This is a genomic window from Massilia sp. UYP34 (assembly GCF_056279385.1).
Window position 1 is genome coordinate 448,393 of sequence record NZ_JBWBRF010000003.1, and the last position, 21,799, is coordinate 470,191.

20 protein-coding genes are annotated in these 21,799 nt (G+C 65.7%); 1 reads left to right on the forward strand and 19 read right to left on the reverse strand.

Going from position 1 to position 21,799, the window contains the following annotated elements:
• Nucleotides 1-7 precede the first annotated feature (7 nt).
• The 19 genes from purF to ACZ9AQ_RS08780 all read right to left on the reverse strand — a co-directional run bounded on the left by purF (nt 8) and on the right by ACZ9AQ_RS08780 (nt 21,078).
• Nucleotides 8-1,531 (reverse strand): amidophosphoribosyltransferase, encoded by a 1,524-nt coding sequence (gene purF / locus ACZ9AQ_RS08690; protein ID WP_429203356.1) that lies wholly within the window; start codon nt 1,529-1,531, stop codon nt 8-10.
• A gap of 63 nt (nt 1,532-1,594) precedes the next feature.
• Nucleotides 1,595-2,083, reverse strand: coding sequence for a CvpA family protein (locus ACZ9AQ_RS08695; protein ID WP_429203357.1), 489 nt, complete (start codon nt 2,081-2,083; stop codon nt 1,595-1,597).
• Between the two features lie 15 nt (nt 2,084-2,098).
• A complete protein-coding gene (locus ACZ9AQ_RS08700; RefSeq protein ID WP_429203358.1) occupies nt 2,099-3,064 on the reverse strand; it encodes an SPOR domain-containing protein in 966 nt (321 codons plus the stop codon).
• Nucleotides 3,065-3,091: 27 nt separating this feature from the next.
• Nucleotides 3,092-4,390, reverse strand: a complete 1,299-nt coding sequence (folC, locus tag ACZ9AQ_RS08705) for a bifunctional tetrahydrofolate synthase/dihydrofolate synthase (protein WP_429203359.1) — start codon at nt 4,388-4,390, stop codon at nt 3,092-3,094.
• Between the two features lie 78 nt (nt 4,391-4,468).
• Nucleotides 4,469-5,341 (reverse strand): acetyl-CoA carboxylase, carboxyltransferase subunit beta, encoded by an 873-nt coding sequence (gene accD, locus ACZ9AQ_RS08710; protein WP_429203360.1) that lies wholly within the window; start codon nt 5,339-5,341, stop codon nt 4,469-4,471.
• Between the two features lie 326 nt (nt 5,342-5,667).
• Nucleotides 5,668-5,940, reverse strand: a complete 273-nt coding sequence (locus tag ACZ9AQ_RS08715; protein ID WP_429203361.1) for a hypothetical protein — start codon at nt 5,938-5,940, stop codon at nt 5,668-5,670.
• 278 nt (nt 5,941-6,218) lie between these two features.
• Nucleotides 6,219-7,019 carry a tryptophan synthase subunit alpha gene (gene trpA, locus ACZ9AQ_RS08720; RefSeq protein ID WP_429203362.1) on the reverse strand — a complete coding sequence of 267 codons (801 nt, stop codon included), beginning with the start codon at nt 7,017-7,019 and terminating at the stop codon, nt 6,219-6,221.
• A gap of 82 nt (nt 7,020-7,101) precedes the next feature.
• Nucleotides 7,102-8,358 (reverse strand): tryptophan synthase subunit beta, encoded by a 1,257-nt coding sequence (trpB, locus tag ACZ9AQ_RS08725; RefSeq protein WP_429203363.1) that lies wholly within the window; start codon nt 8,356-8,358, stop codon nt 7,102-7,104.
• Nucleotides 8,324-9,034, reverse strand: a complete 711-nt coding sequence (locus ACZ9AQ_RS08730; protein ID WP_429203364.1) for a phosphoribosylanthranilate isomerase — start codon at nt 9,032-9,034, stop codon at nt 8,324-8,326. Before ACZ9AQ_RS08730 ends, trpB begins: the two co-directional genes overlap by 35 nt.
• A 20-nt stretch (nt 9,035-9,054) precedes the next feature.
• A complete protein-coding gene (gene truA / locus ACZ9AQ_RS08735) occupies nt 9,055-9,855 on the reverse strand; it encodes a tRNA pseudouridine(38-40) synthase TruA (protein ID WP_429203365.1) in 801 nt (266 codons plus the stop codon).
• Nucleotides 9,852-12,914 (reverse strand): motility hub landmark protein FimV, encoded by a 3,063-nt coding sequence (locus tag ACZ9AQ_RS08740; RefSeq protein WP_429203366.1) that lies wholly within the window; start codon nt 12,912-12,914, stop codon nt 9,852-9,854. The genes truA and ACZ9AQ_RS08740 overlap by 4 nt, the downstream gene beginning before the upstream one ends.
• A 233-nt stretch (nt 12,915-13,147) precedes the next feature.
• Nucleotides 13,148-14,275 (reverse strand): aspartate-semialdehyde dehydrogenase, encoded by a 1,128-nt coding sequence (asd, locus tag ACZ9AQ_RS08745; protein ID WP_429203367.1) that lies wholly within the window; start codon nt 14,273-14,275, stop codon nt 13,148-13,150.
• Between the two features lie 27 nt (nt 14,276-14,302).
• Nucleotides 14,303-15,373: a 3-isopropylmalate dehydrogenase gene (gene leuB / locus ACZ9AQ_RS08750; RefSeq protein ID WP_429203368.1), complete on the reverse strand. Its 1,071-nt coding sequence runs from the start codon at nt 15,371-15,373 to the stop codon at nt 14,303-14,305.
• A 14-nt stretch (nt 15,374-15,387) separates the two neighbouring features.
• Nucleotides 15,388-16,035, reverse strand: a complete 648-nt coding sequence (leuD, locus tag ACZ9AQ_RS08755; protein WP_429203369.1) for a 3-isopropylmalate dehydratase small subunit — start codon at nt 16,033-16,035, stop codon at nt 15,388-15,390.
• A gap of 131 nt (nt 16,036-16,166) precedes the next feature.
• Nucleotides 16,167-16,289 (reverse strand): entericidin A/B family lipoprotein, encoded by a 123-nt coding sequence (locus ACZ9AQ_RS08760; protein WP_147937122.1) that lies wholly within the window; start codon nt 16,287-16,289, stop codon nt 16,167-16,169.
• A gap of 43 nt (nt 16,290-16,332) precedes the next feature.
• Entirely contained in the window at nt 16,333-17,733 is a 1,401-nt protein-coding gene (leuC, locus tag ACZ9AQ_RS08765; protein WP_429203370.1) for a 3-isopropylmalate dehydratase large subunit, read from the reverse strand.
• Nucleotides 17,734-17,996: 263 nt separating this feature from the next.
• Entirely contained in the window at nt 17,997-19,913 is a 1,917-nt protein-coding gene (locus ACZ9AQ_RS08770) for a chemotaxis protein CheA (protein WP_429203371.1), read from the reverse strand.
• Nucleotides 19,913-20,788 carry a protein phosphatase CheZ gene (locus ACZ9AQ_RS08775; RefSeq protein ID WP_429203372.1) on the reverse strand — a complete coding sequence of 292 codons (876 nt, stop codon included), beginning with the start codon at nt 20,786-20,788 and terminating at the stop codon, nt 19,913-19,915. Before ACZ9AQ_RS08775 ends, ACZ9AQ_RS08770 begins: the two co-directional genes overlap by 1 nt.
• 35 nt (nt 20,789-20,823) lie before the next feature.
• Nucleotides 20,824-21,078, reverse strand: coding sequence for a hypothetical protein (locus tag ACZ9AQ_RS08780; protein ID WP_429203373.1), 255 nt, complete (start codon nt 21,076-21,078; stop codon nt 20,824-20,826).
• Nucleotides 21,079-21,164: 86 nt separating this feature from the next.
• Here ACZ9AQ_RS08780 and ACZ9AQ_RS08785 point away from each other — a divergent pair, with 86 nt between their 5' ends.
• On the forward strand, nt 21,165-21,632 hold the full coding sequence (locus ACZ9AQ_RS08785) for a universal stress protein (RefSeq protein ID WP_429203374.1): 468 nt from the start codon (nt 21,165-21,167) through the stop codon (nt 21,630-21,632).
• The last annotated feature ends 167 nt before the right edge of the window (nt 21,633-21,799 follow it).

Consider the following 21,799-nt stretch of genomic DNA (forward strand, 5'->3'; position numbering starts at 1 on the left):
CCTGGCCTTATTCGGCCGCCACCGGCGGGTTCAGGTTGAGCAGGGTGCGCACCTTGTCCTCGGCATCCTTCGACGTCGGATTGTGGCGCGCCGATTCCTGGCGGTCCAGGTACTCGGGGGTCACGTCACCGGTGACATAGACGCCATCGAAGCACGATGCCTCGAAATTCTTCAGCTCGGGATTGACATCCGAGATCGCGCGCTTGAGCGCATCGACGTCCTGGTACACCAAGCGGTCGGCCGTGATCTCGCGGCACACTTCCTCGACCGTGCGGCCGTGGGCGATCAGCTCGTCGCGGGTCGGCATGTCGATGCCGTACACGTTCGGGTACAGCACCGGCGGCGCGGCCGAGGCGAAGAACACCTTGCGCGCGCCCGCTTCGCGCGCCATCTGCACGATTTCGCGGCTGGTGGTGCCGCGCACGATCGAGTCGTCGACCAGCAGCACGTTCTTGTCCTTGAACTCGGAGCTGATGGCGTTCAGTTTCTGGCGCACCGACTTCTTGCGCATCCCTTGCCCCGGCATGATGAAGGTGCGGCCGATGTAGCGGTTCTTGATGAAGCCTTCGCGGTATTCCACGCCGAGTTTCAACGCCAGCTGGATCGCGGCCGGGCGCGAGGAATCGGGAATCGGCATCACGACGTCGATCTCGTCGACCGGGATCTCGCGCCCGACCTTGTCGGCCAGGTACTCGCCCATGCGCAGGCGGGTGGCGTACACCGAGGCGCCGTCGATCACGGAATCCGGACGGGCCAGGTAGACGAATTCGAAGGCGCACGGGTTGAGCGACGGATTCTCGGCGCACTGGCGCTCGTGCAGCTGGTTGTTTTCATCGATGAAGATCGCTTCGCCCGGCGCGATGTCGCGCACGAAGCGAAAGCCCAGGCCTTCCAGCGCGACCGATTCGCTGGCCACCAGGTACTCGACGCCCTGCTCGGTCTCGTTCACGCCCAGGCACAACGGGCGGATGCCGAACGGATCGCGGAAAGCGAGCATGCCGTGGCCGGCGATCTGCGACACCACGGCGTAGGCGCCGCGCACGCGGCGGTGCACGGCGGCGACCGCCTTGAACACGGCGTCGGCGTCGAGCGAGAAGCCGTCGGCCGCTTCCTGGATTTCGTGGGCCAGCACATTGAGCAGCACCTCGGAGTCGGAATCGGTGTTGATGTGGCGGCGGTCGTTGCGGTACAGCTCGTCCTTGAGCTGGACCTGGTTGGTCAGGTTGCCGTTGTGGGCCAGCGTGATGCCGAACGGCGCATTGACGTAGAACGGCTGCGCTTCTTCCTCGCTCGACGAGCCGGCGGTCGGGTAGCGGCAGTGGCCGATGCCCGTGTTGCCCTGCAGCGAACGCATATTGCGGGTGCGGAACACGTCCCGGACCAGGCCATTGGCCTTGAACATCGAGAACATGCTGCTGTGATTGGTCGCAATGCCCGCCGCATCCTGGCCGCGGTGCTGCAGCAGCAGCAGTGCGTCATACAGCAACTGGTTGACGGGAGAGTGAGAGACGACGCCGACGATGCCACACATGGTGTGCTCCTAAAAGCTTGAGTGCTTGATTACAGAAAAATTTCTACGACTGAGGAATGCTGGTCAAAAATTCACGTGCTGCGCCATGGCAGCGGGCAGGAAGGGCTCGACGGTACGGGCGCCGGTCTCGGCGATCGGCGACAACAGCGCCTGTTGCCAGAACGCCTGCTTTGGAATGTCCGTCATCCCACACAATATGACGCCGGCCAGCACGATTACAATGCCGCGCGCCAATCCGAACAAGCCGCCAAGGCCGCGGTCCGCCAGCGAGAGGCCGGTGGCTTCCACCAGAGCCCCGATCGCCAGCGACAGCAGGCCCATCAGGATACGCACGCCCAGGAACAGCGCGATGAAGGCCACGATCAGGCGCGCCGTGGCGCCGGGAATCACTTCCGGCAGCAAGGGCGCGAGCTGCGCGCCGTAGGCATTGGCCACCACGAAGGCGACGATCCAGCCCAGCAGCGACAGGATTTCCTTGACCAGGCCGCGCAGGGTGCTGATGACCACCGAGGCGATCAGCACGAACAGCACCAGATAATCAAAAATCGTCACGCTGTTCGGTCAGGGTCAGAGCGGTACCATGGTGCCGGACAGGCCAATGCCGCCCAGCCTGGCGCGCACTTTCTCGGCTTCTTCCTTGCTGAACGGACCGATCCGCACCCGGATCAGCTCGCCCGACTTCTGGGTGAACGATGCGATGCCGGCGCCGCGCAGGCGCTCCTGCAATTCGGTGACCTTTTCCTGGCTGGCCAGGGCCGCGACCTGCACCACGAAGCGCGGCGCCGGGCCTTGCGCCTTCTGCGGCTCGGCCGCCTTGCCTTCGAGGATGGCCATGGCGCGCGCGGCGTCGTCCTTCGGCGCGGGCTTGGCGACCTGCTCGGCCTTCGGATGCGTCTCGGCCGGTTTTTTCACTGGCTCGGGTTTCTTCTCGGGTGTCGGCGCCGACCTGGGTTCGGGCTTCGGTTCGGGCTTCGATTCGGCCTTTGGCCTCACCGGCTCGGGCATCGGCGCCGGTGTCGGCGGCGCGGCCGGCTCCAGCATGCGCATCGGCGGCGGTTCGCTGGCCGCCGGGGCCGCCGGGGCCGTTACCGGTGCGGCGGTTGCGGAAGCGTCGGCCGCAGGGCCGCTGGCCGGCGCCGCCGCGCCTGGCTCGATGATCTCTTCGTCGCTGTCGACGCTGGCCGACGGCGCCACCTGCTCGGACGGCACCGGCAGCGGGGCCGCCTTGTCCTTGTCCGGAATGTGGATGGCGATGTCGGTGGCGAGCGGCTTGGGTTCGGAATCGAGCAGCATCGGCAGCGCGACGACGGCCGCCAGTACCAGGGCGATGGCGCCGACGAGGCGGCGCCGGGCGCGCTTCTTCTCGGGCAGGATCGGATCGCCGCGGCTGGTGCGGCGGCCCGGCTCGCCCGCCGAGCTGGCGCGCTTGGAACGGGCGCGCTCGCTATAAGCGGCGTCGTCGTCCTTGACGAAGTGCCCACTGTCCCGGACAGTTTCTTGCTTGTTTTTATTGCCGAACGAGAACAAGCCCATGTGGTTCAGGTAATAGGGTGAAGAAGGTCAGTGAAGACTCGATTTACGGGCCGCCATGACGCCTGCAACGGTGTAGAAAGAGCCAAAGACCACAATTCTATCATTCTCCCCTGCCCGGCTCAGCGCATTCGCATAGGCCTCGGCCGGCGTTGCGAAATTACTCACAGAAAAATCGTCGTCCCTGGCGCCGGCCGGCCGCAGCGCGCCCAGCTTCGCGGCCAGCGCTTCGGGCTGCGCCGAGCGCGGCGAATCGAGTCCGGTCACGCACCAGTGATCGACCACGCCGGCCATCGGCGCGATGACGGCGTCGATGTCCTTGTCTTCCATGATGCCGAACACGGCATACGTGAAGCGGTGGAAGCCCATATTGCCCAGGTTCTGGGCCAGGGTGGCGGCGGCATGGGGATTGTGGGCGACGTCCAGCACCTGGGTCGGACGGCCGGGCAGCACCTGGAACCGGCCCGGCAGTTCGACCAGGGCCAGGCCCGCGCGGGTTTCCTGGGCGCCGCACGGCAGTTGCATGCGCAACGCCTCGAGCGCGGCCAGCGCGGCCGAGGCGTTGAGCAGCTGGTTGGCGCCACGCAGGGCCGGATAGGCCAGCGAGTTGCGGCGCTGGCTGCGCCCGCCATAGCTCCACTGCAGCTGGTCGCCCTGGTAGTTGAAGTCGCGGCCGAGCAGCCACAGGTCGGCGCCGATGTTCTCGGCATGCTCGATCAGCGATTGCGGCGGCACCGGGTCGCTGCAGATCGCCGGCTTGCCCGGGCGGAAAATGCCGGCCTTCTCGAAGCCGATTTTTTCGCGCGTATCGCCCAGGTAGGACGTATGGTCGATGTCGATGCTGGTGACGATCGACACGTCGGCGTCGATGACGTTGACCGCGTCCAGGCGTCCGCCCAGGCCGACTTCGAGGATGGCGACGTCGACGCCGCTCCGGGAGATCAGGTGGGCGATAGCCAGGGTGGTGAATTCGAAATACGTCAGGTCGGTGCCGGCGCGGGCGGCCTCGACCGCGTTGAAGGCATCGACGAGCGCTTCATCGGACGCCATCTCGCCATTGATGCGGGCGCGCTCGTTGAAGTCGAGAAAGTGCGGCTTGATGTAGAGGCCGACGCGGTAGCCGGACTGCAGCAGCACCGATTCGAGCATCGCGCAGGTAGAGCCCTTGCCATTGGTGCCGGCGACCATGATCACCGGGCAATCGAAGGCCAGTTGCAAGCGCTCCTTGACGGCGCGCACGCGGTCCAGGCCCATGTCGATATGGGTTTCGGCATGGCGCGACTCGAGCAGCGCCAGCCAGGCGGGCAAGGTGGTGGGAAGTGGGGACATGTGAATACAATCGATCTGCTCGGCTGCCCGGCGTGGGCGCGCAAGCTGAAAGGGCGACCGAAGTCGCCCTTGTGTCTATCAGGCCAGGACTTCGGTCGCCTGGTTTTGCAGCAGGGCCAGCAGACGCGCGATTTCTTCGCGCATCTTGCGGCGGTCGACGATCATGTCGACGGCGCCCTTGGTGACCAGGAACTCGGCGCGCTGGAAGCCTTCTGGCAATTTCTCGCGCACGGTGTTCTCGATCACGCGCGGGCCGGCGAAGCCGATCAGGGCTTTCGGTTCGGCGATCACGACGTCGCCCATGAAGGCGAACGAGGCCGAGACGCCGCCCATGGTCGGGTCGGTCAGTACGCTAATGAACGGCAGCTTCTTTTCGGACAGCTTGGTCAGCATGGCGGTGGTCTTGGCCATCTGCATCAGCGACAGCAGGCCTTCCTGCATGCGGGCGCCGCCGGTGGCGGTGATGCAGATGAACGGTACTTTCTGCTCGAGCGCCACTTGCGCGCCACGCACGAAACGCTCGCCGACGACCGAACCCATCGAGCCGCCCATGAATTCGAATTCGAACGCGGCGACGACGACCGGCAGGCTCATGATGGAACCGCCCTGCACGATCAGCGCATCGGTTTCGCCGGTGGCGTCCATGGCCGACTTCAGGCGATCCGGATACTTCTTGCTGTCCTTGAACTTCAGCGTATCGACCGGCAGAGTCTCCTGGCCGATATCGTAGCGGCCGCCCTCATCGAGCAAGGCGTCGAGGCGGTCGCGGGCGCGGATGCGCATATGATGGTCGCACTTCGGGCACACGTGCAGATTGGACTCGATGTCCGAACGGTACAGCACCGACTCGCACGACGGACACTTGACCCAGAGGCCTTCCGGCATCGTCTTGCGGTTAGCGGCATCGGAGCGCTGGATCCGAGGGGGCAGCAGCTTTTCCAACCAACTCATGTTCTCTCCTTTGCGGCAAATCTTTCAAGTGGCGGTAGTGTAGCCGCTCAAGCCCGGCTTGTCGAATCGTAGCTGGCTGCCAATTGCCTGTTTGACATCACCACTTCGCCGCCCGCAAAGTAGGGTCGGAGTCGAATTGTTTGACAACTTTTTGAGTTGGCCAATAACTCGACACCGAGCCCCGCCCTTCTTTTTCTAATACAAACTCTTTTCGTTCATATTAGGGACAGAGTCACGCACATTGATATGGCAAGCAATAGCCCAACAATGAGGGTCAGAGTCGAATTATTGGCCAATATTTCTAGAGCAAGGTATTCGCCGCCGGCTCAGGACGTGATTTCCGCGGTCGTGTATTCGAAACCGCCAATCCGGTCGGCCACGAGGTTATAGATCCACGCGGCTAACAGTCCGCCGAGGTAACTGAAGAGCGCGTATACGAAAGGAAGCAGGATCAAGCCGCCGATGCCGATGCTGGCCTTTCCCGTGCTCATCGCCACCAGAAGGATCAACGCAACGATAGGCAGCGAAATCACGAAATAAATACCGGCAATCATCTTGGCGCACTGGGCGACGCCGACGTGTTTGATGCGAACCTTCATTGAGTCCTCCCGAATTTGAAATTGAACTCACAATTTACTTGAGGCAATTTTCTGGAGACTAGCGCAGAAGCAAACCTGCCTTTGCGCGATGACAATGAATATGAGGTCAGGGGAAGGTGGATGCGAAGGCGAGCGAAAAGTTGTCAAACAATTCGACTCTGACCCTCATTGTTGGGTAATGTCTGCCGGGTAAGCTCAATAAGGGTCAGTGTCGAATTAAATGACAATATCTCGCTAAGAAATTGCTCAATAATTCTACTCTGACCCTAATTGACGGCTTAGCGCGCGTCGAGGGCGGTGCGGATGCCTGACGTGAAGCTGCGGACGGCTTCGACGGCTTCGCTTGCCGGGTGCGCTTCGATTTCCTGGATGATGCGGCTGCCGATCACGACCGCGTCGGCTACCTGCGCCACTGCCCTGGCGGTCGCGCCGTCGCGGATGCCGAAGCCGACGCCGATCGGCAGTTTCACGTGTTCGCGGATGGCGCCCACGCGGCGCGCCACGTCGTCGGTGTCGATCGCGCCGGAACCCGTCACGCCCTTGAGCGAGACGTAATAGCTGAAGCCGCCGCCGTGTTGGGCCACCTGCTTCACGCGCTCGGTGGTCGAGGTCGGCGCGAGCAGGAAGATCAGGTCGAGGCCGTTGTCGCGCATGGCGGCGGCGAAATCGGCGCATTCTTCCGGCGGGTAGTCAACGACGATGGCGCCGTCGGCGCCCGCCTCCCTGGCGCAGCGGATGAATTCGGACTGGCCGATGCGCTCGATCGGGTTGGCGTAGCCCATCAGGACAACCGGCGTGCTGTCATTGGTCTGGCGGAATTCACGCACGAACGCGAACACGTCCTTCAGGCCGATATTGAACTTGAGCGCGCGCTCGCAGGCGCGCTGGATCACCGGGCCTTCGGCCATCGGGTCCGAGAACGGCACGCCCAGTTCCAGCACGTCGGCGCCGCCCGCCACCAGGGCGTGCATCAGCGGGACGGTCAGGTCGGGGCCGGGGTCGCCGGCGGTGATGAAGGTCACCAGGCCGGTCTTGTTCTGCGCCTTGAGCGCGGTGAAAGTGGGTTCGATGCGGGACATGCTGTTTTCCTTGAAATGATTGGTGCGACGCCCCGGCCGCCAGGGCGACCGGAGCCGGACAGGGTTGGACTACGCCCGGATTTCAGCCGAAATCCAGCCCCATCCGCTGCGCCACCGTGTGCATGTCCTTGTCGCCGCGACCCGACAGGTTGACCAGGATGATCTTGTCCTTCGGCAGGGTCGCCGCCAGCTTCAGGCCATGGGCGATCGCATGCGACGACTCCAGCGCCGGAATGATCCCCTCGATGCGGCAGCAGTCATGGAAAGTCTGCAGCGCCTCTTCATCGGTGATCGACACATATTGCGCGCGCGCCGAGTCCTTCAGCCAGGCGTGCTCCGGGCCGACGCCCGGATAATCCAGGCCCGCCGACACCGAATGCGTCTCGATGATCTGCCCGTTCTCGTCCTGCAGCAGATACGTGCGGTTGCCGTGCAACACACCCGGCAGGCCGGCCGTCAGCGACGCGGCATGCTTGCCCGAACCGAGTCCCTCGCCCGCCGCCTCGACGCCGACCAGCTGCACGCCCGGCTCGCCGATGTACGGGTAAAAAATGCCCATCGCGTTCGAGCCGCCGCCGATGCAGGCGACCACGTAGTCCGGCTGGCGCCCCGCCATCGCCGGCATCTGCAGGCGGCACTCCTCGCCGATCACCGACTGGAAGTCGCGCACCATCATCGGATACGGGTGCGGGCCCGCCACCGTGCCGATGATGTAGAAGGTGTTTTCGATATTCGTGACCCAATCGCGCATCGCCTCGTTGAGCGCGTCCTTCAGGGTCTTCGAGCCCGATTCCACCGGCACCACGGTCGCGCCCAGGAGCTTCATGCGGTACACGTTCTGCGCCTGGCGCTTGACGTCTTCGAGGCCCATGTACACCACGCACTCCAGCCCGAAGCGGGCGCAGATGGTGGCGGTGGCCACGCCGTGCTGGCCGGCGCCGGTCTCGGCGATGATGCGCTGCTTGCCCATGCGCCGCGCCAGCAGGGCCTGGCCGATCACGTTGTTGATCTTGTGCGCGCCGGTGTGGTTCAAGTCTTCGCGCTTGAAATAGACCTGGGCGCCGCCGGCCATCTCGGACCAGCGCCGCGCATGGTACACCGGCGACGGACGGCCGACGAAGTGGGCCAGCTCGTAGCGGAATTCCTCCAGAAATTCGGGATCCTGTGCGTACTTCGCATAGGCCCCGTTCAGCTCTGCCAGCGCGTGCGACAGGGTTTCGGCGACGAAGCTGCCGCCATACGGGCCGAAGTGCCCGACCGCGTCGGGCAGGGCGTAATCCGGGGTCTTGAACAGGGGCGCAGCTTTAAGCTGGGCGTTGATGGTGTCTTTCGTGGTCATGGTGCGACTCGCTTTCGATGGTGGTATCGGCCGCCCGCACCGCCGCGACAAAGGCGGCGATCTTGCAGGCATCCTTGATCCCCTTCGCTTCCTCGACACCACTGCTGATGTCGACGGCGAAGGGACGAACACGTTCGGTCGCCTCAAGGACGTTGTGTACGCTCAACCCACCACTCAAAACGACCCGAGGCGCGAGCTCTTTTGGAATTAGAGACCAATCGAAGACCTTTCCTGCGCCGCCGTAGGCGTCCACCCAGGTGTCGAGCAGGAGGCCCGAGAACCACGGACTGGCGGCGCGGTATGCAGATTCACATTCTAGCAAAGCCGCGGGCGGCGTGTCAGGCTTGATGCGATAGGCGCGCACGAACGGCCGCTCTACCACCGCCGCGATCGCGGCGCATTCCTCTGGCGTTTCGTCGCCATGGAACTGGATCAGGCCCAGCGGCATCGTGCTTGCCACCGCGCGCACCTCGTCCAGGGTTGGATTGACGAACAGCGCCACGGCGCTCACGAACGGCGGCAGGATCGCGCACAGCTCGGCCGCGCGCGCCGGCGTGACGTAGCGCGGACTCTTCGGATAGAAGACGAAACCGAGCGCGTCGGCGCCGTGCGCGACCGCCGCGCGCAGGTCTTGCTCGCGGGTGATGCCACAGATCTTGATACGGGTGCGTCGCATGGATGTTCCTGGAAAATCGATCACAGCCACGGCAGGGGCGCGCTGACCTCCTGCGGCAGCTTCCACTTCGGATCGTACTCGATCCTGGCGAAATACAGACCGTCCGGCATGAAAGTCGGCGCGGCGACGTCGCGCGAACGGGCGGCCAGCACCTCGCCGATCCACGCCGGCTCCTGGCGCCCGGTGCCGACATAGATCAGCGAGCCGACGATGTTGCGCACCATATGGTGCAGGAAGGCGCTGGCGCGCAGGGTGAACACGATGATGTCGCCATGGCGCGCGATGCTCACCTCGTGCATGTCCTTCACCGGCGTATTCGCCTGGCAGCCGCTGGCGCGAAAGCTCGAGAAATCATGGGTGCCGATCAGGTGCCGCGCGCCTTCGCGCATGCGCTCGACGTCGATCGGACGGAACACCCACCCTGCCCGCTTGGCCAGCAGCGCCGACGGATTCGGATGGTTGTAGAGCACGTAGTGATAGGTGCGCGAGCGGGCCGAGAAGCGGGCGTGGAAATCCTGTCCCTCGTCGTCGGGCTCCACGACGGCGGCCCAGCGCACCACGATCGACTCGGGCAGGAAGGCATTCACGCCGCGCACCCAGGACTGGACCGGGCGATCCAGGTCGGTATCGAAATGAACGACCTGCTCGATGGCGTGCACGCCGGCGTCGGTGCGGCCGGCGCAGGTCGTGGAAAGCGCGACGCAGGCGAACTTCTCCAGCGCGATCTCGAGACGGTCCTGGACGGTGTTTCGTTCCGGCTGTTTCTGGTAGCCGTTCCAACCGGTGCCGATGTACTGGACACCCAAAGCGATACGGGTCACGCCAGCATTTCCCTCATCGCGCTGGCCTTGCCGACCTGCTCGGGATTGCCGCCCTTGATGACTTCGTCCAGCAACTCGCGTGCGCCTTCCTTGTCGCCGATCTCCTGGTAGGCGGTGGCGAGGTCGAGCTTGGTTTCCATCTCCATGTGCTCGGCCGACATCTGGCCCGGCGCCTCGGCGCCCGCACCGGCCACATCCAGCGGCTGTGCCGTGGCCGGCTCGGATGGCAGGTCGAGGTCGAAGTCGGCCAGGTCGAACGACGGCGCGGCCCTGTCGTCGACCGGCGCCGAAGCCGGCTCGAAGGCGTCGCGCGCCGACACTTCCTGCGGCGCCGGCACCGGGGCCGGGATCTCGGGCAAGTCGAAGGCGTCGAACGGATCGTCCACGCGCGCACCGAAGTCCTTCGGTTCGGCGCCGCCCGCAGGGGGCGCGTCGCCCGGCGCGCCGAAGTCCATCGTGTCGAGGTCGAACAGCGGATCGTCCGATACGCTGGCCGGCGCTCCCCGCGCGGGCGCCTCATCCAGGCCTGGCGCGGCCGGCGTCACCGGTATGGTGGGCGCGGAAAAATCCATGGCGTCGAGGTCGTGCAGCGGATCGGCCTGCGCCACGCTCGGCTGCGCTGTGCTGCCCGGCAGCGACGGCAAGCCCTCGAAGTCCCTGGCCAGGCCCGCCATGTCGACCGGGGTCGCCTGCACTTGCGGCTGCGGCGACAGGTCGAGCGTGAAATCGTCGTCATCGTCGACCGTGGCCGTGGCAGCCGCCGGCCGGGCGGTCGCCGGGGCGTCGAAGTCCATGTCGAAATCGAGATCGGTGGCGTTTGATGCAACCCTGGCCTGCTCTGCAGCCGGCGCGCCGGCCGGTGGCGCGAACGGCGCCATGTCGAATTCCAGGTCCGGTACGGCGGTCGCATCCGGGTCCGGACGGCCGGCCGTTGGCGGCGCCGCGTCGGCATTCGTCACCGGCTCGAACGTCAGGCCGCCGAGGTCGAAGTCGAGCGCGTTGTCGTCGTTGCGGGTTTCGCTGCGCTGGTCGGCCGCAGATTCGGCCTGCTGCGCGGTCTGCGGCGCGGCCGTGCGGTCCTCGTCGTCCTTGGCCAGGGCGACTGTGGCAGCACCGGCGGCAGCGCCGGCGGCAAGGCCGGCAGCAGCGCCCGCGCCCATCGACGGGCCGCCGCGGAAGGCGTCCTCGAACTGCTGCGACAGGATCGCCTGCTGGTCGCGTTCCTGCGGCGACGGCGCCGGGGTCGACGCCGGCGCTGCATTCGCATACAACGGATTGGTCGGGTCAAGCGCCAGGCCCAGCACCGCGGCCTGGGCCCATTCGTCGCCCTGGCCGCCGGTGAAGGCATGCAGCTCGCGGGCCTGGGCTTCGAAGGCGCGCAGGTCCTTGCGCGTGGCGTAGATCTCGAGCAGCTTGAGGCGCACCGGATGGCGTTCCGGATGGACGCGCAGCGCTTCCTTCAGGATTTCCTCGGCCTGGGCGTCGCGGCCGTAGGCGATATAGACGTCGGCCTCGGCGACCGGATCGACCTCGTTGGTGTCGAGCTGGCTGGCCGACGGCGCGAAGCTGGAGTTGAACACGCTGTTGTTGGTGTCCACGCTCTGGCCGCCGCTTTCGGCGAACAGCGACTGGGCGCTGGCGCCGGGCACGCCCAGCACCGACGGTTCGGCAGGCAGGGGCTTGACCGCTTGCGCGTTGCGCTTGCGGCGCTGGGCGAGGCCGAGCGCCGCGAGCAGCAGCACCAGCGCGCCGGCGCCGATATAGAGCATATTGTCCAGGATGGTGTCGACGAAGCTTTTTTCCGGCGGCGCGGCCGGCTTGGCCGGACGCGGGCGCGGCGCGGGCTTGGCCGCCGGCTGCGCGGCCGCGGCCGTGGCGGCGGCCGCGCCGGCGGCGGCTGCCTGCTCGGCCTCGGCGCCGGCGCGGCTCGGCACCGTCATCAGGTTTTCGAGTTCGTTGACGTTGCGTTCGAGTTCCTTCACGCGCGCCTCGGCCTGCGCCAGTTCACGCTCCTTGGCCACCGTATCCTCGACGCTGGCGGTGCCGTCGGCCGGCGCGCCGGCCGCGCCGGGCGTGGCCTTGGACAGCTGCAGTTTGTCCTGCGCTTCGCTGACGGCGGTCGGCTGCTGCTCGACGCGGGCGGTGACGCGGCCGCTGGCGCTCTGGCCGCCCTGCGGCGTGGCGCTCGGCGCGCTGCCGGCCACCTGGCCGGCCAGCTTGTTGCGGTAGGCGTCGAAATCGGCCGCATGGGCCACGACCACGCCGCGCGCCTCGCCCGGACCGGAGCCGCCGCGCACCGAATCGGCATCCGGAATGCTCAGGATCTGGCCCGACTTCAGGCGGTTCATATTGTTGCCGATGAAGGCGTCGGGATTGGCGCGGTACAGCGCGACCAGCATCATGTCGAGCGAGACGTCGGCCGGCTTGAGGTCGAGCGCGATGCCGCCGAGCGTATCGCCGCGGCGCACGCGATAGTTGTCCTGCACCGCGCGCGCCTGCGCTTCGCGCGCCTGGCGTTCGGCGCCGCGACGGGCGGCGGCAAGGCGCGCCTGCTCGGCCTTTTCCGGAGCGGGCATGGCGACCGGAGCGGCGGCCGGCGGGGATGCCGCGGCCGATTGCCTTTGCGGCGCCGCCGCCACCTGGGCCGGCTGGGTCGCGCGCAGCTCGACCGGGTCGAGCAGGAAGGTGTATTCGCGCACCAGGCGGCCGTTATTCCAGGTCAGCTCCAGCAGCATGTCGACGAACGGCTCGTTGAGCGGCTGGGTCGAGCTGACCCGGATCACCTGGCGTCCACCCCGCTCTTCGACCGCGAAGCGCAGCGACAGCAGGGCCGGGTTGAATTCGATGTTCGCGGCGCGGAAGGCGTCTGGCGAGGCCAGCTTGACCGCCATGCTCGCCGGGTCTTCGCCGGCGCCGGCCGTCAGCTCGATCTCGGCGCGCAGCGGCTGGCCAAGCGCCGACAGCACCGTCAATTTCCCCAGCCCGGCCGCAGTGGCGGCGGAAGTCAGGAACACTGCACTGGCCACGGCCACGGTGATCGATTTCAGCGCGGTTGCCACGAGCGGAGATTGGTGCGAAGAGTGCATAGTTAGCAGCGAAATGAGTTGGCCGAGGGAAAGGCGGTTTCCCGGAGTCTCAACATAACATCATGCTCTGGAGCACGCAAGGTCTCGACGCACGCGGATGGCCGGAGTATGCGCCTTCTTCAAACAGAATGCCCCGTAGACGGGGCATTCGATATGCGGGTTGCATGCAAGTTGCCTTCAAGGCAACGAGTGGAGGCAGAGGGGGATCAGCGCTCGAGCACGATGCGCAGCATGCCGCGCAGCGGTTCGGCGGCGCCCCACAGCAGCTGGTCGCCGACCGTGAAGGCCGACAGGTAATCGCCGCCCATCGACATCTTGCGCAGGCGGCCGACCGGGATGCCCAGGCCGCCCGTCACCGCTGCCGGCGACAGGTCGCGCATCGATGCTTCGCGGGTGTTCGGCACCACCTTCACCCACTGGTTATGCCTGGCGATGATGTCGTTGACCTCGTCCAGCGGCACGTCCTTGGTCAGCTTGATGGTCAGCGCCTGCGAGTGGCAGCGCATGGCGCCGATGCGCACGCACAGGCCGTCGACCGGAATCGCCTTGCTGTCGAAGCCCGCGCCGCGACCCAGGATCTTGTTGGTCTCGGCGCCGGCCTTCCACTCCTCTTTCGACTGGCCGTTGCCCAGGTCCTTGTCGATCCACGGAATCAGGTTGCCGGCCAGCGGTACGCCGAACTGCTTCGTCTCGTCGCTTGACAAGCCATGCTGGGTCGCGAGCACGGTGCGGTCGATCTCGAGGATGGCCGACGCCGGATCGTCGAGCAGCGACTTCACCGAATTGTTGATCGTGCCGAACTGGGTCAGCAGTTCGCGCATGTGCTGGGCGCCGCCGCCCGACGCCGCCTGGTAGGTCATGGAGGTCATCCACTCGACCAGGCCCTGCTCGAACAGGCCGCCCAGGCCGATCAGCATGCACGACACGGTGCAGTTGCCGCCGATGTAGTTTTTCACGCCTTTCGCCAGCGCGGCGTCGATCACCGAGCGGTTGACCGGGTCGAGCACGATGACTGCGTCATCGTTCATGCGCAGGGTCGACGCGGCGTCGATCCAGTAGCCGTTCCAGCCGGCCGCGCGCAGTTGCGGGAACACTTCGCTCGTGTAGTCGCCGCCCTGGCAGGAGATGATGATCTCGCATTTCGACAGTTCGTTAATGTCGGTAGCGCTCTTGAGCGTGGTTTCGTTCTTCGCCATCTTCGGCGCGGCGCCGCCCGGATTCGAGGTGGTGAAGAACACCGGCTCGATGTGGTCGAAATCGCCTTCTTCCTGCATGCGCTGCATGAGGACCGAGCCGACCATGCCGCGCCAACCTACCAGACCTACTAATTTCATCATCTTCCCTTGGAGTTTTAAAAAACCTTATGCGAGCGCCGCGACCACCGCGTTGCCCATTTCTTCGGTGCCCACTTTCGTGGTCCCTGCTTCGAAAATATCCGGCGTGCGCAGCCCCTGGGCCAGCACGCGCTTGACGGCCGTCTCGATGCGGTCCGCCTGCTCGATCAGGCCGAGCGAGAAGCGCAGCATCATCGCGGCGGACAGGATCGTCGCCAATGGATTGGCCACGCCCTGCCCCGCGATGTCGGGGGCCGAACCGTGCGACGGTTCGTACAGGCCCTTGTTATTGGCGTCGAGCGAGGCCGACGGCAACATGCCGATCGAACCGGTGAGCATCGCGGCGGCGTCCGACAGGATATCGCCGAACATATTACCAGTAACGATCACGTCGAACTTCTTCGGCGCGCGAACGAGCTGCATCGCCGCGTTATCGACATACATGTGCTCGAGCGCGACGTCCTGGTATTCCTTGTGCACGTCGGTGACGATGTCGCGCCAGAACTGGAAGGTTTCCAGCACGTTGGCCTTGTCGACGCTGGTCACGCGCTTGTCACGCTTCCTCGCCGCCTGGAAGGCGACGTGGGCGATGCGGCGGATCTCGCCTTCGGCGTAGCGCATGGTGTCGAAGCCTTCGCGCTGGCCCTTGAACGGGCCGTCCGGGCATTCGCGCACGCCGCGCGGCTTGCCGAAATAGATGTCGCCCGTCAGTTCGCGGATGATCAGGATGTCCAGGCCCGAGACGACCTCGGGCTTCAGGGTCGAGGCGCCGGCCAGTTCCGGATACAGGATCGCCGGACGCAGGTTGGCGAACAGGTTCAACTCGCGGCGCAGGCCAAGGATGGCCTGCTCCGGACGCAGCGCGCGCTCGAGCGTGTCGTATTGGTAGTCGCCGACGGCGCCGAACAGCACCGCGTCGGCCTGCTTCGCCAGCGCCAGGGTGGATTCCGGCAGCGGATGGCCATGGGCCGCATAGCCGGCGCCGCCGACTTCCGCACTTTCCATCTCGAACGATTCGCCGAGGGCGTTCAATACCTTCACTGCTTGCGCGGTGATCTCCGGGCCGATGCCGTCACCCGGCAGGATCGCGATCTTCATTCAGCTGCTTTCTATCAGATGGTGTTGGTCAGCCACGGCTGGGCCGCGACGTGGCGTTGCTCGAAGGCGCGGATGTCGTCCGCATGGCGCAGGGTCAGCCCGATGTCGTCCAGGCCGTTGAGCAGGCAGTACTTGCGGAAGTCGTCGATCGGAAACGCGAACGACAGACTGCCATCCGCGGTGCCGACGCGCTGCCGCTCCAGATCGATCACGAGCTGGTAGCCGGGGTTGGCCTCGACCGCCTGGAACAGCGTGTCGACTTCTTCTTCGGAGAGCGTGATCGGCAGCAGGCCGATCTTGAAGCAGTTGTTGAAGAAGATGTCGGCGAAGCTCGGCGCGACCACGGCGCGGAAACCATACTGCTGCAGCGCCCATGGCGCGTGCTCGCGCGAGGAGCCGCAGCCGAAGTTCTTGCGCGCCATCAGGATCGAAGCGCCGGCGTAGCGCGGCTGGTTCAGCACGAAGTCCGGATTGAGCGGACGGATGCTGCAATCCTGGCCCGGCTCGCCGTGGTCCAGGTAGCGCCACTCGTCGAACAGGTTCTGACCGAAGCCGGTGCGGCGGATCGATTTCAGGAACTGCTTGGGGATGATGGCGTCGGTATCGACATTGGCGCGGTCGAGCGGCGCCACCAGGCCCTGGTGTACGGTGAATTTATCCATCAAACTTCCTTCGTCCCCGCACACGCGGGGCACAATCAACGTCATCCCCGCGCAGGCGGGGACCCAAGTATCGTCATCCCCGCGCAGGCGGGGATCCCGTCGTCCCCGCGCAGGCGGGGATCCAAGTTTTCTTACCTACCGCCGGCGCTGGTAACGACCTGACCCACCTTCGAGACATCGCGGCCGATGCCCGAGATGGTGTTGCAGCCGGCCAGCAAGACAGTGATGAGGGACAGAGCGAGTGCTTTTTTCATGATCTTCCTGTGACGGTAAAACGAGTTCAACAGCTGTCACGCATCAGAGCGCGCGGACGTCGACAAAGCGGCCGGCGATGCCCGCCGCCGCCGCCATCGCCGGCGACACCAGGTGGGTGCGTCCGCCCTGGCCCTGGCGGCCTTCGAAGTTGCGGTTCGAGGTCGAGGCGCAGCGCTCGCCCGGCTCCAGGCGATCGGCGTTCATCGCCAGGCACATCGAGCAGCCCGGTTCGCGCCATTCGAAGCCGGCGTCGACGAAGATGCGGTCCAGCCCTTCGCGCTCGGCCTGTTCCTTGACCAGGCCCGAACCCGGCACCACCATGGCCAGCTTCACGTTCGCCGCGCGATGCCGGCCGCGCACGACCTCGGCGGCGGCGCGCAGGTCTTCGATGCGCGAATTGGTGCACGAGCCGATGAACACCTTGTCGATCGCGATCTCGCCGATCGGGGTATTGGGCGCCAGGTCCATGTAGGCCAGCGCCTTTTCGATGGCGCCGCGGCGCACCGGATCGGGCTCGTTGCGGGGATCGGGCACGCGCCCGCCGATCTCGGTGACCATCTCGGGCGAGGTGCCCCAGGTCACTTGCGGCTGGATGTCTTTCGCGTCGAGTTCGACCACGGTGTCGAACACCGCGCCGTCGTCCGTGTGCAGCGTGCGCCAGTAGGCGACGGCCTGCTCCCACTGCTCGCCCTTGGGCGAGAACGGACGATCCTTGACATAGGCGATCGTGGTGTCGTCGACCGCCACCATGCCGGCGCGCGCGCCCGCCTCGATCGCCATGTTGCAGACCGTCATGCGGCCTTCCATCGACAGCGCGCGAATGGCGCTGCCGCCGAATTCGATGGCGTAGCCGGTGCCGCCGGCGGTGCCGATCTTGCCGATCACCGCCAGCACGATGTCCTTGGCGGTCACGCCGGGATTGAGTTCACCCTCGACCTTGACCAGCATCGATTTCGATTTCTTGGCCAGCAGGGTTTGCGTGGCCAGCACGTGCTCGACTTCCGACGTGCCGATGCCGTGCGCCAGGCAGCCGAAGGCGCCGTGGGTCGAGGTGTGCGAATCGCCGCAGACGACGGTCATGCCCGGCAGGGTCGCGCCCTGCTCCGGCCCGATCACGTGCACGATGCCCTGGCGCTTGTCGTTCATGTTGAAATAGGTCAGGCCAAAGGCCTTGGTGTTGGCGTCGAGCGTCTCGACCTGCAGGCGCGAGGTCGGGTCGGCGATGCCTTGCGCGCGGTCGGTGGTCGGCACGTTGTGGTCGGCCACGGCCAGGTTCGCGGACACGCGCCATAGTCCACGGCCCGCCTCGCGCAGGCCGTCGAAGGCTTGCGGGCTGGTGACTTCGTGCACCAGGTGGCGGTCGATGTAAAGGACGGTGGTGCCATCGGCGTCGGCACGCACGACATGGGAATCCCAGAGTTTGTCGTAGAGCGTTTTTTGCATGGTCGATCCAGTGTTGCGGTGAAGTGAGGCGCGCCCCCGCCATCGTGCGACAGGCGGGACGGCTTTCGATTATGCCATAGTTGTGCAGTGCCGCACCAAGCCGGCGCAGCGCACGTTTATGCCAACGACCATATCACGTGGCAAATAATATTTGCAAGGATTTTGCTATATGCAAATAAAAAAAGCCTGCGTCGGTGACACAGGCTTTTCTCTGCGCTTTTGGCGCATGCGGCGGACAGTGGGTTGGCGGCCTACCCTATACGTCAGGCTGCCAGCCTGACGCTGCTGCGGCAGCCATCCATCAGGAACGACAGGCCGACCACCAGCACCAGTTCGCCCTCGGCCGAGCGCGCGGTGCCGGTGATGCCCTCGACCGACAGCGCGGTCATCGGCTTGATCACCAGGTCGGCCGTGCCGTCCACCGCTTCCATCGCCAGGATGTACGGCTGCGGCGCGTTGATGACGATGCCGACCTTTTCGGAAGCGGCCTCGTAGCCCAGCGCCAGCGCCAGCGAACGCACCGGCAGCGGGCGGCCCTGGTCCTTCAGCACCGGGGCGCCGCCGACGCAGGCGAAATCGTCCGGCAGCTCGACCACGCGCTCGACGACGGCCATCGGCAGCGCCAGCTGCGCGCCCGAGGTCGACACCAGCATGGTCGGCACGATCGACAGCTCGATCGGCAGGCGGATCGCGAAGCGCGTGCCCTTGCCCAATTGGCTTTCAATCCGGATGGCGCCGCGGTTCTTCTCGACCGCGGTCTTGACCACGTCCATGCCCACGCCGCGGCCCGACACCGAGGAAGCCACTTCCTTGGTCGAGAAGCCCGGCAGGAACACGAGCTGGTAAGCGTCTTCGTCGCTCTGGGCGCCGTTTTCGCCGATCAGGCCCTTGTCGACCGCCTTCTTGCGCAGCTTGATCGGGTCCATGCCCTTGCCGTCGTCCTGCAGCACGATCATGACGCTGTTGGCTTCCTGCCAGGCTTTGAGCAGGATGAAGGCCTTGGCCGGCTTGCCGTTGGCGACGCGTTCGTCGGGCGACTCGACACCGTGGTCCAGTGCGTTACGCAGCATGTGCACCAGCGGATCGTACAGGCTGTCCACCACCACGCGGTCGACTTCGGTCTCGGCGCCTTCGATGGTCAGCTCGACGTCCTTGCCGAGGTCTTTCGCCAGCTCGCGCACCAGGCGCGGGAATTTCTGGAACAGGCGTCCCACCGGCTGCATGCGGGTCGCGAGCGTCGCGCGCTGCAGTTCGGCCGAGTAGCGCGAGGCGCGCTCCAGGGTCTCGGTGAGGGTCGCGATCAGCACCGCGGCCTGGCCCTCGAACTTGAACTGCTGCAGCCGTTCGAGCAGCACCGCGGCCTGGTTGGCGGCCTGCACCGACTCGCCCGCCACTTCGAGCAGCGCGTCGAGCTTGACCGCATCGATACGGATGCTTTCGTCCTTGGCCGGCGCGGGGGCGGCGGCCTTGCCGTCGGTGCGGCGCTCGACGCCGTCCCAGTTCTTTCCGGCAGGGGCAGCGGCGGCAACCGGCGCGGCGGCAACGACCGCGGCCGCGGCCGCCGTCGCTGCCTCATGAGCGGCAGGAGCGGCAGCCGTTGCGGCGATCGCGTGCGCGGTCGGAACCACGGCGTTGTACATGCCGCTCCAGTCCAGGCCGTCCTCGCCGGCGGCAGGCGCGGCTCCCGCGCCAACCGCAGGGGCGACCGCAGGCGCCACAGCGGCGACCGGCGCCGATGCAGCCGCCGGCGCAGGTGCAGGTGCGGCTGCGGGCGCGGCAGCCGCCGGGGCGCTGTCCTTGCCTTCGATCGCGTCCATCAGGATGCGCTCGAGGTCGCCCGGCATCTGCGCCAGGCCTTCGGGCGGCGTGCCGTTGTTCAGGTCACCCAGCTGGTCGGCCACGAAGCCCGACGCCTGCAGCGCGGCCTCGATCGCGAGCGGCGTCACCGGCGCGGCGCCGGTGCGCAGCGCATCGAACAGGTTCTCGGTCAGGTGGCAGGCCGCCACCAGCGCGGGCAGGCCCATGAAACCGGCGCCGCCCTTGATCGTGTGGAACGACCGGAACACCGCGTTCAGCGTTTCCTTGTTGTCGGGGTCGCGTTCGAGGCGCAGCAGGTGCTCTTCTACATTTACCGCCAGATCCATCGCCTCGACGACGAAATCCTTCAGCATATCGTCCATTAGAATCCCAGATCGGCAAGAAGATCGTCAACACTATCCTGGTTCAGCGCCGCGTCGGGCACCGACGGGCCTTGCATCAGCGACGCGGGAACCGCAGGCTGCTCCTTCTTGGCCAGCTTTTCCTTGATGTCCGGAGGCGCGTTATCGCGCAGCAACTGTGCCAGTTCGCTCTCGACGGTCTGCGTGATCTTGACCACCCGCTTGATCAGCTGGCCGGTGATGTCCTGGAAATCCTGGGCCATCATGATCTCGAGCAGACGCGCGCGCTCGGCTTCGGTCGCTTCGTTGACGAGCGCCGCGAACTGGCGCGAGTCGCCCGCCAGGGCCTTGAATTCGTCCAGGCTCAGCTTGCCTTCGAACAGGTCGGCCCAGCGGGTTTCCATGTCCTTGGCTTGCTTTTGCAGCTGGTCCTGCGCCGGCATGCCTTCGTCCAGGGTGTTGAGCACCTTGTTGGCGGCCTGCTCCGTCAGGGAGGCCACGTATTCCAGGCGGTCCTGGGCGTCGACGATCTGCGACGAGGCCTCGGTCAGCGCCTTGTCGTAGCCCAGCTCGCGCAGCGAATCGTGCAGCAGGCGGACGATGCCGCCCAGGCGTTCGAACATGCCGCTTTCCTGGCCATCCTCGGCATGCGTGCCGGTGGCCGGCGCGCCAGCGGCAGGCGCCACGGTCGCGACGGCGGCAGTGACGGCCACGGCAGCCACCGCCGGGGCGGCGTTGGCGGACACCTGGTCGAACAAGGACTCCAGGTCGTCCTCGTCGTGGCCGGCCGCGGCCGGGGCCGGCTCGGCCGCGGCGGAGGGAGCAGGCGGTGCGCTGGTGCGCTGCGCCGCCACTTCCTCGAAAAGTGCGTCGAAATCGTCAGCGGCGTCGGTCATAATCCCTGCTTCTCCATAATGTATTAAATGTGCAATCAGCTCTGCAATTCGGGTTCTGCTGCATCCACCGGCCGGTAAAGCCGTAAAAAGTCCGGTGGAGTAATGGAAGCGAGTGTAGCAGTGTGGTTGCCGTAGGTAAATCTCAGAGAAGGTAATGCAACAAAATGGACAGAGAAACTTAATTCCGCGACAATGAAAATGTCGCGTTCCAGATGCTTTTCACATGCAGGGTGTTGTATTTTGTAATCGTAGGTCGGTTTTCCCGTCGCAGCGCAGCAGTGTTGGTTCATTTGATAGACCTCAACTGTTGCGTCTCAGAAATCGCCATCCTGCACTGAGTTGTCAGAATGTGCGTGGCCAAGGAGGAGGAAACATCATGTACCGCAAGATCCTGATCACCACCGACGGGTCGGCCGTATCACAGCACACCGCCTGCGCCGGCGTGAAATTCGCGCAACAGATGGGCGCCGAGGTGCTGGCCCTGTTCGTCGCCCCCGAGTACCAGTATCCCGTGTACGTCGAGATCATCCCGCCCTCGTACCCCAGCGAAGAGGAATACATCGCCCAGATGCGGCGCATGGGCGAGGAATACATGAGCAAGATCACGCGCTCCTGTGCCAGCGCAAACCTCCGATGCCAGTGCATGACGGCGTTTTCCGATTCGGCGGCGCTCAAGATTGTCGACGTCGCCGAGCAGGAAGGCTGCGACCTGATCTTCATGGGCTCCCACGGTCGTAGCGGCTGGAACCAGCTGCTGCTGGGCAGCGTCACCAACAAGGTGTTGTCGCACACGACCAAGCCGGTGCTGGTGCACCGCCTGATCGCCGAGCCGGCGGCGTCCTGATGCTGGCGCCCCGCCTGCTCGTATTGACAATCGCGATAGTTTTTTTCTGATCCAGGGTAAGAAACCGCTTAAGGCCACCTCGAATAACCCGCTCTCGGCGTGAGCAGAGCCAGGCGAAACGTGAGTCCGCGCTCCAGCATCGCTCAGTAGCGTGATTTTCAAAGCGC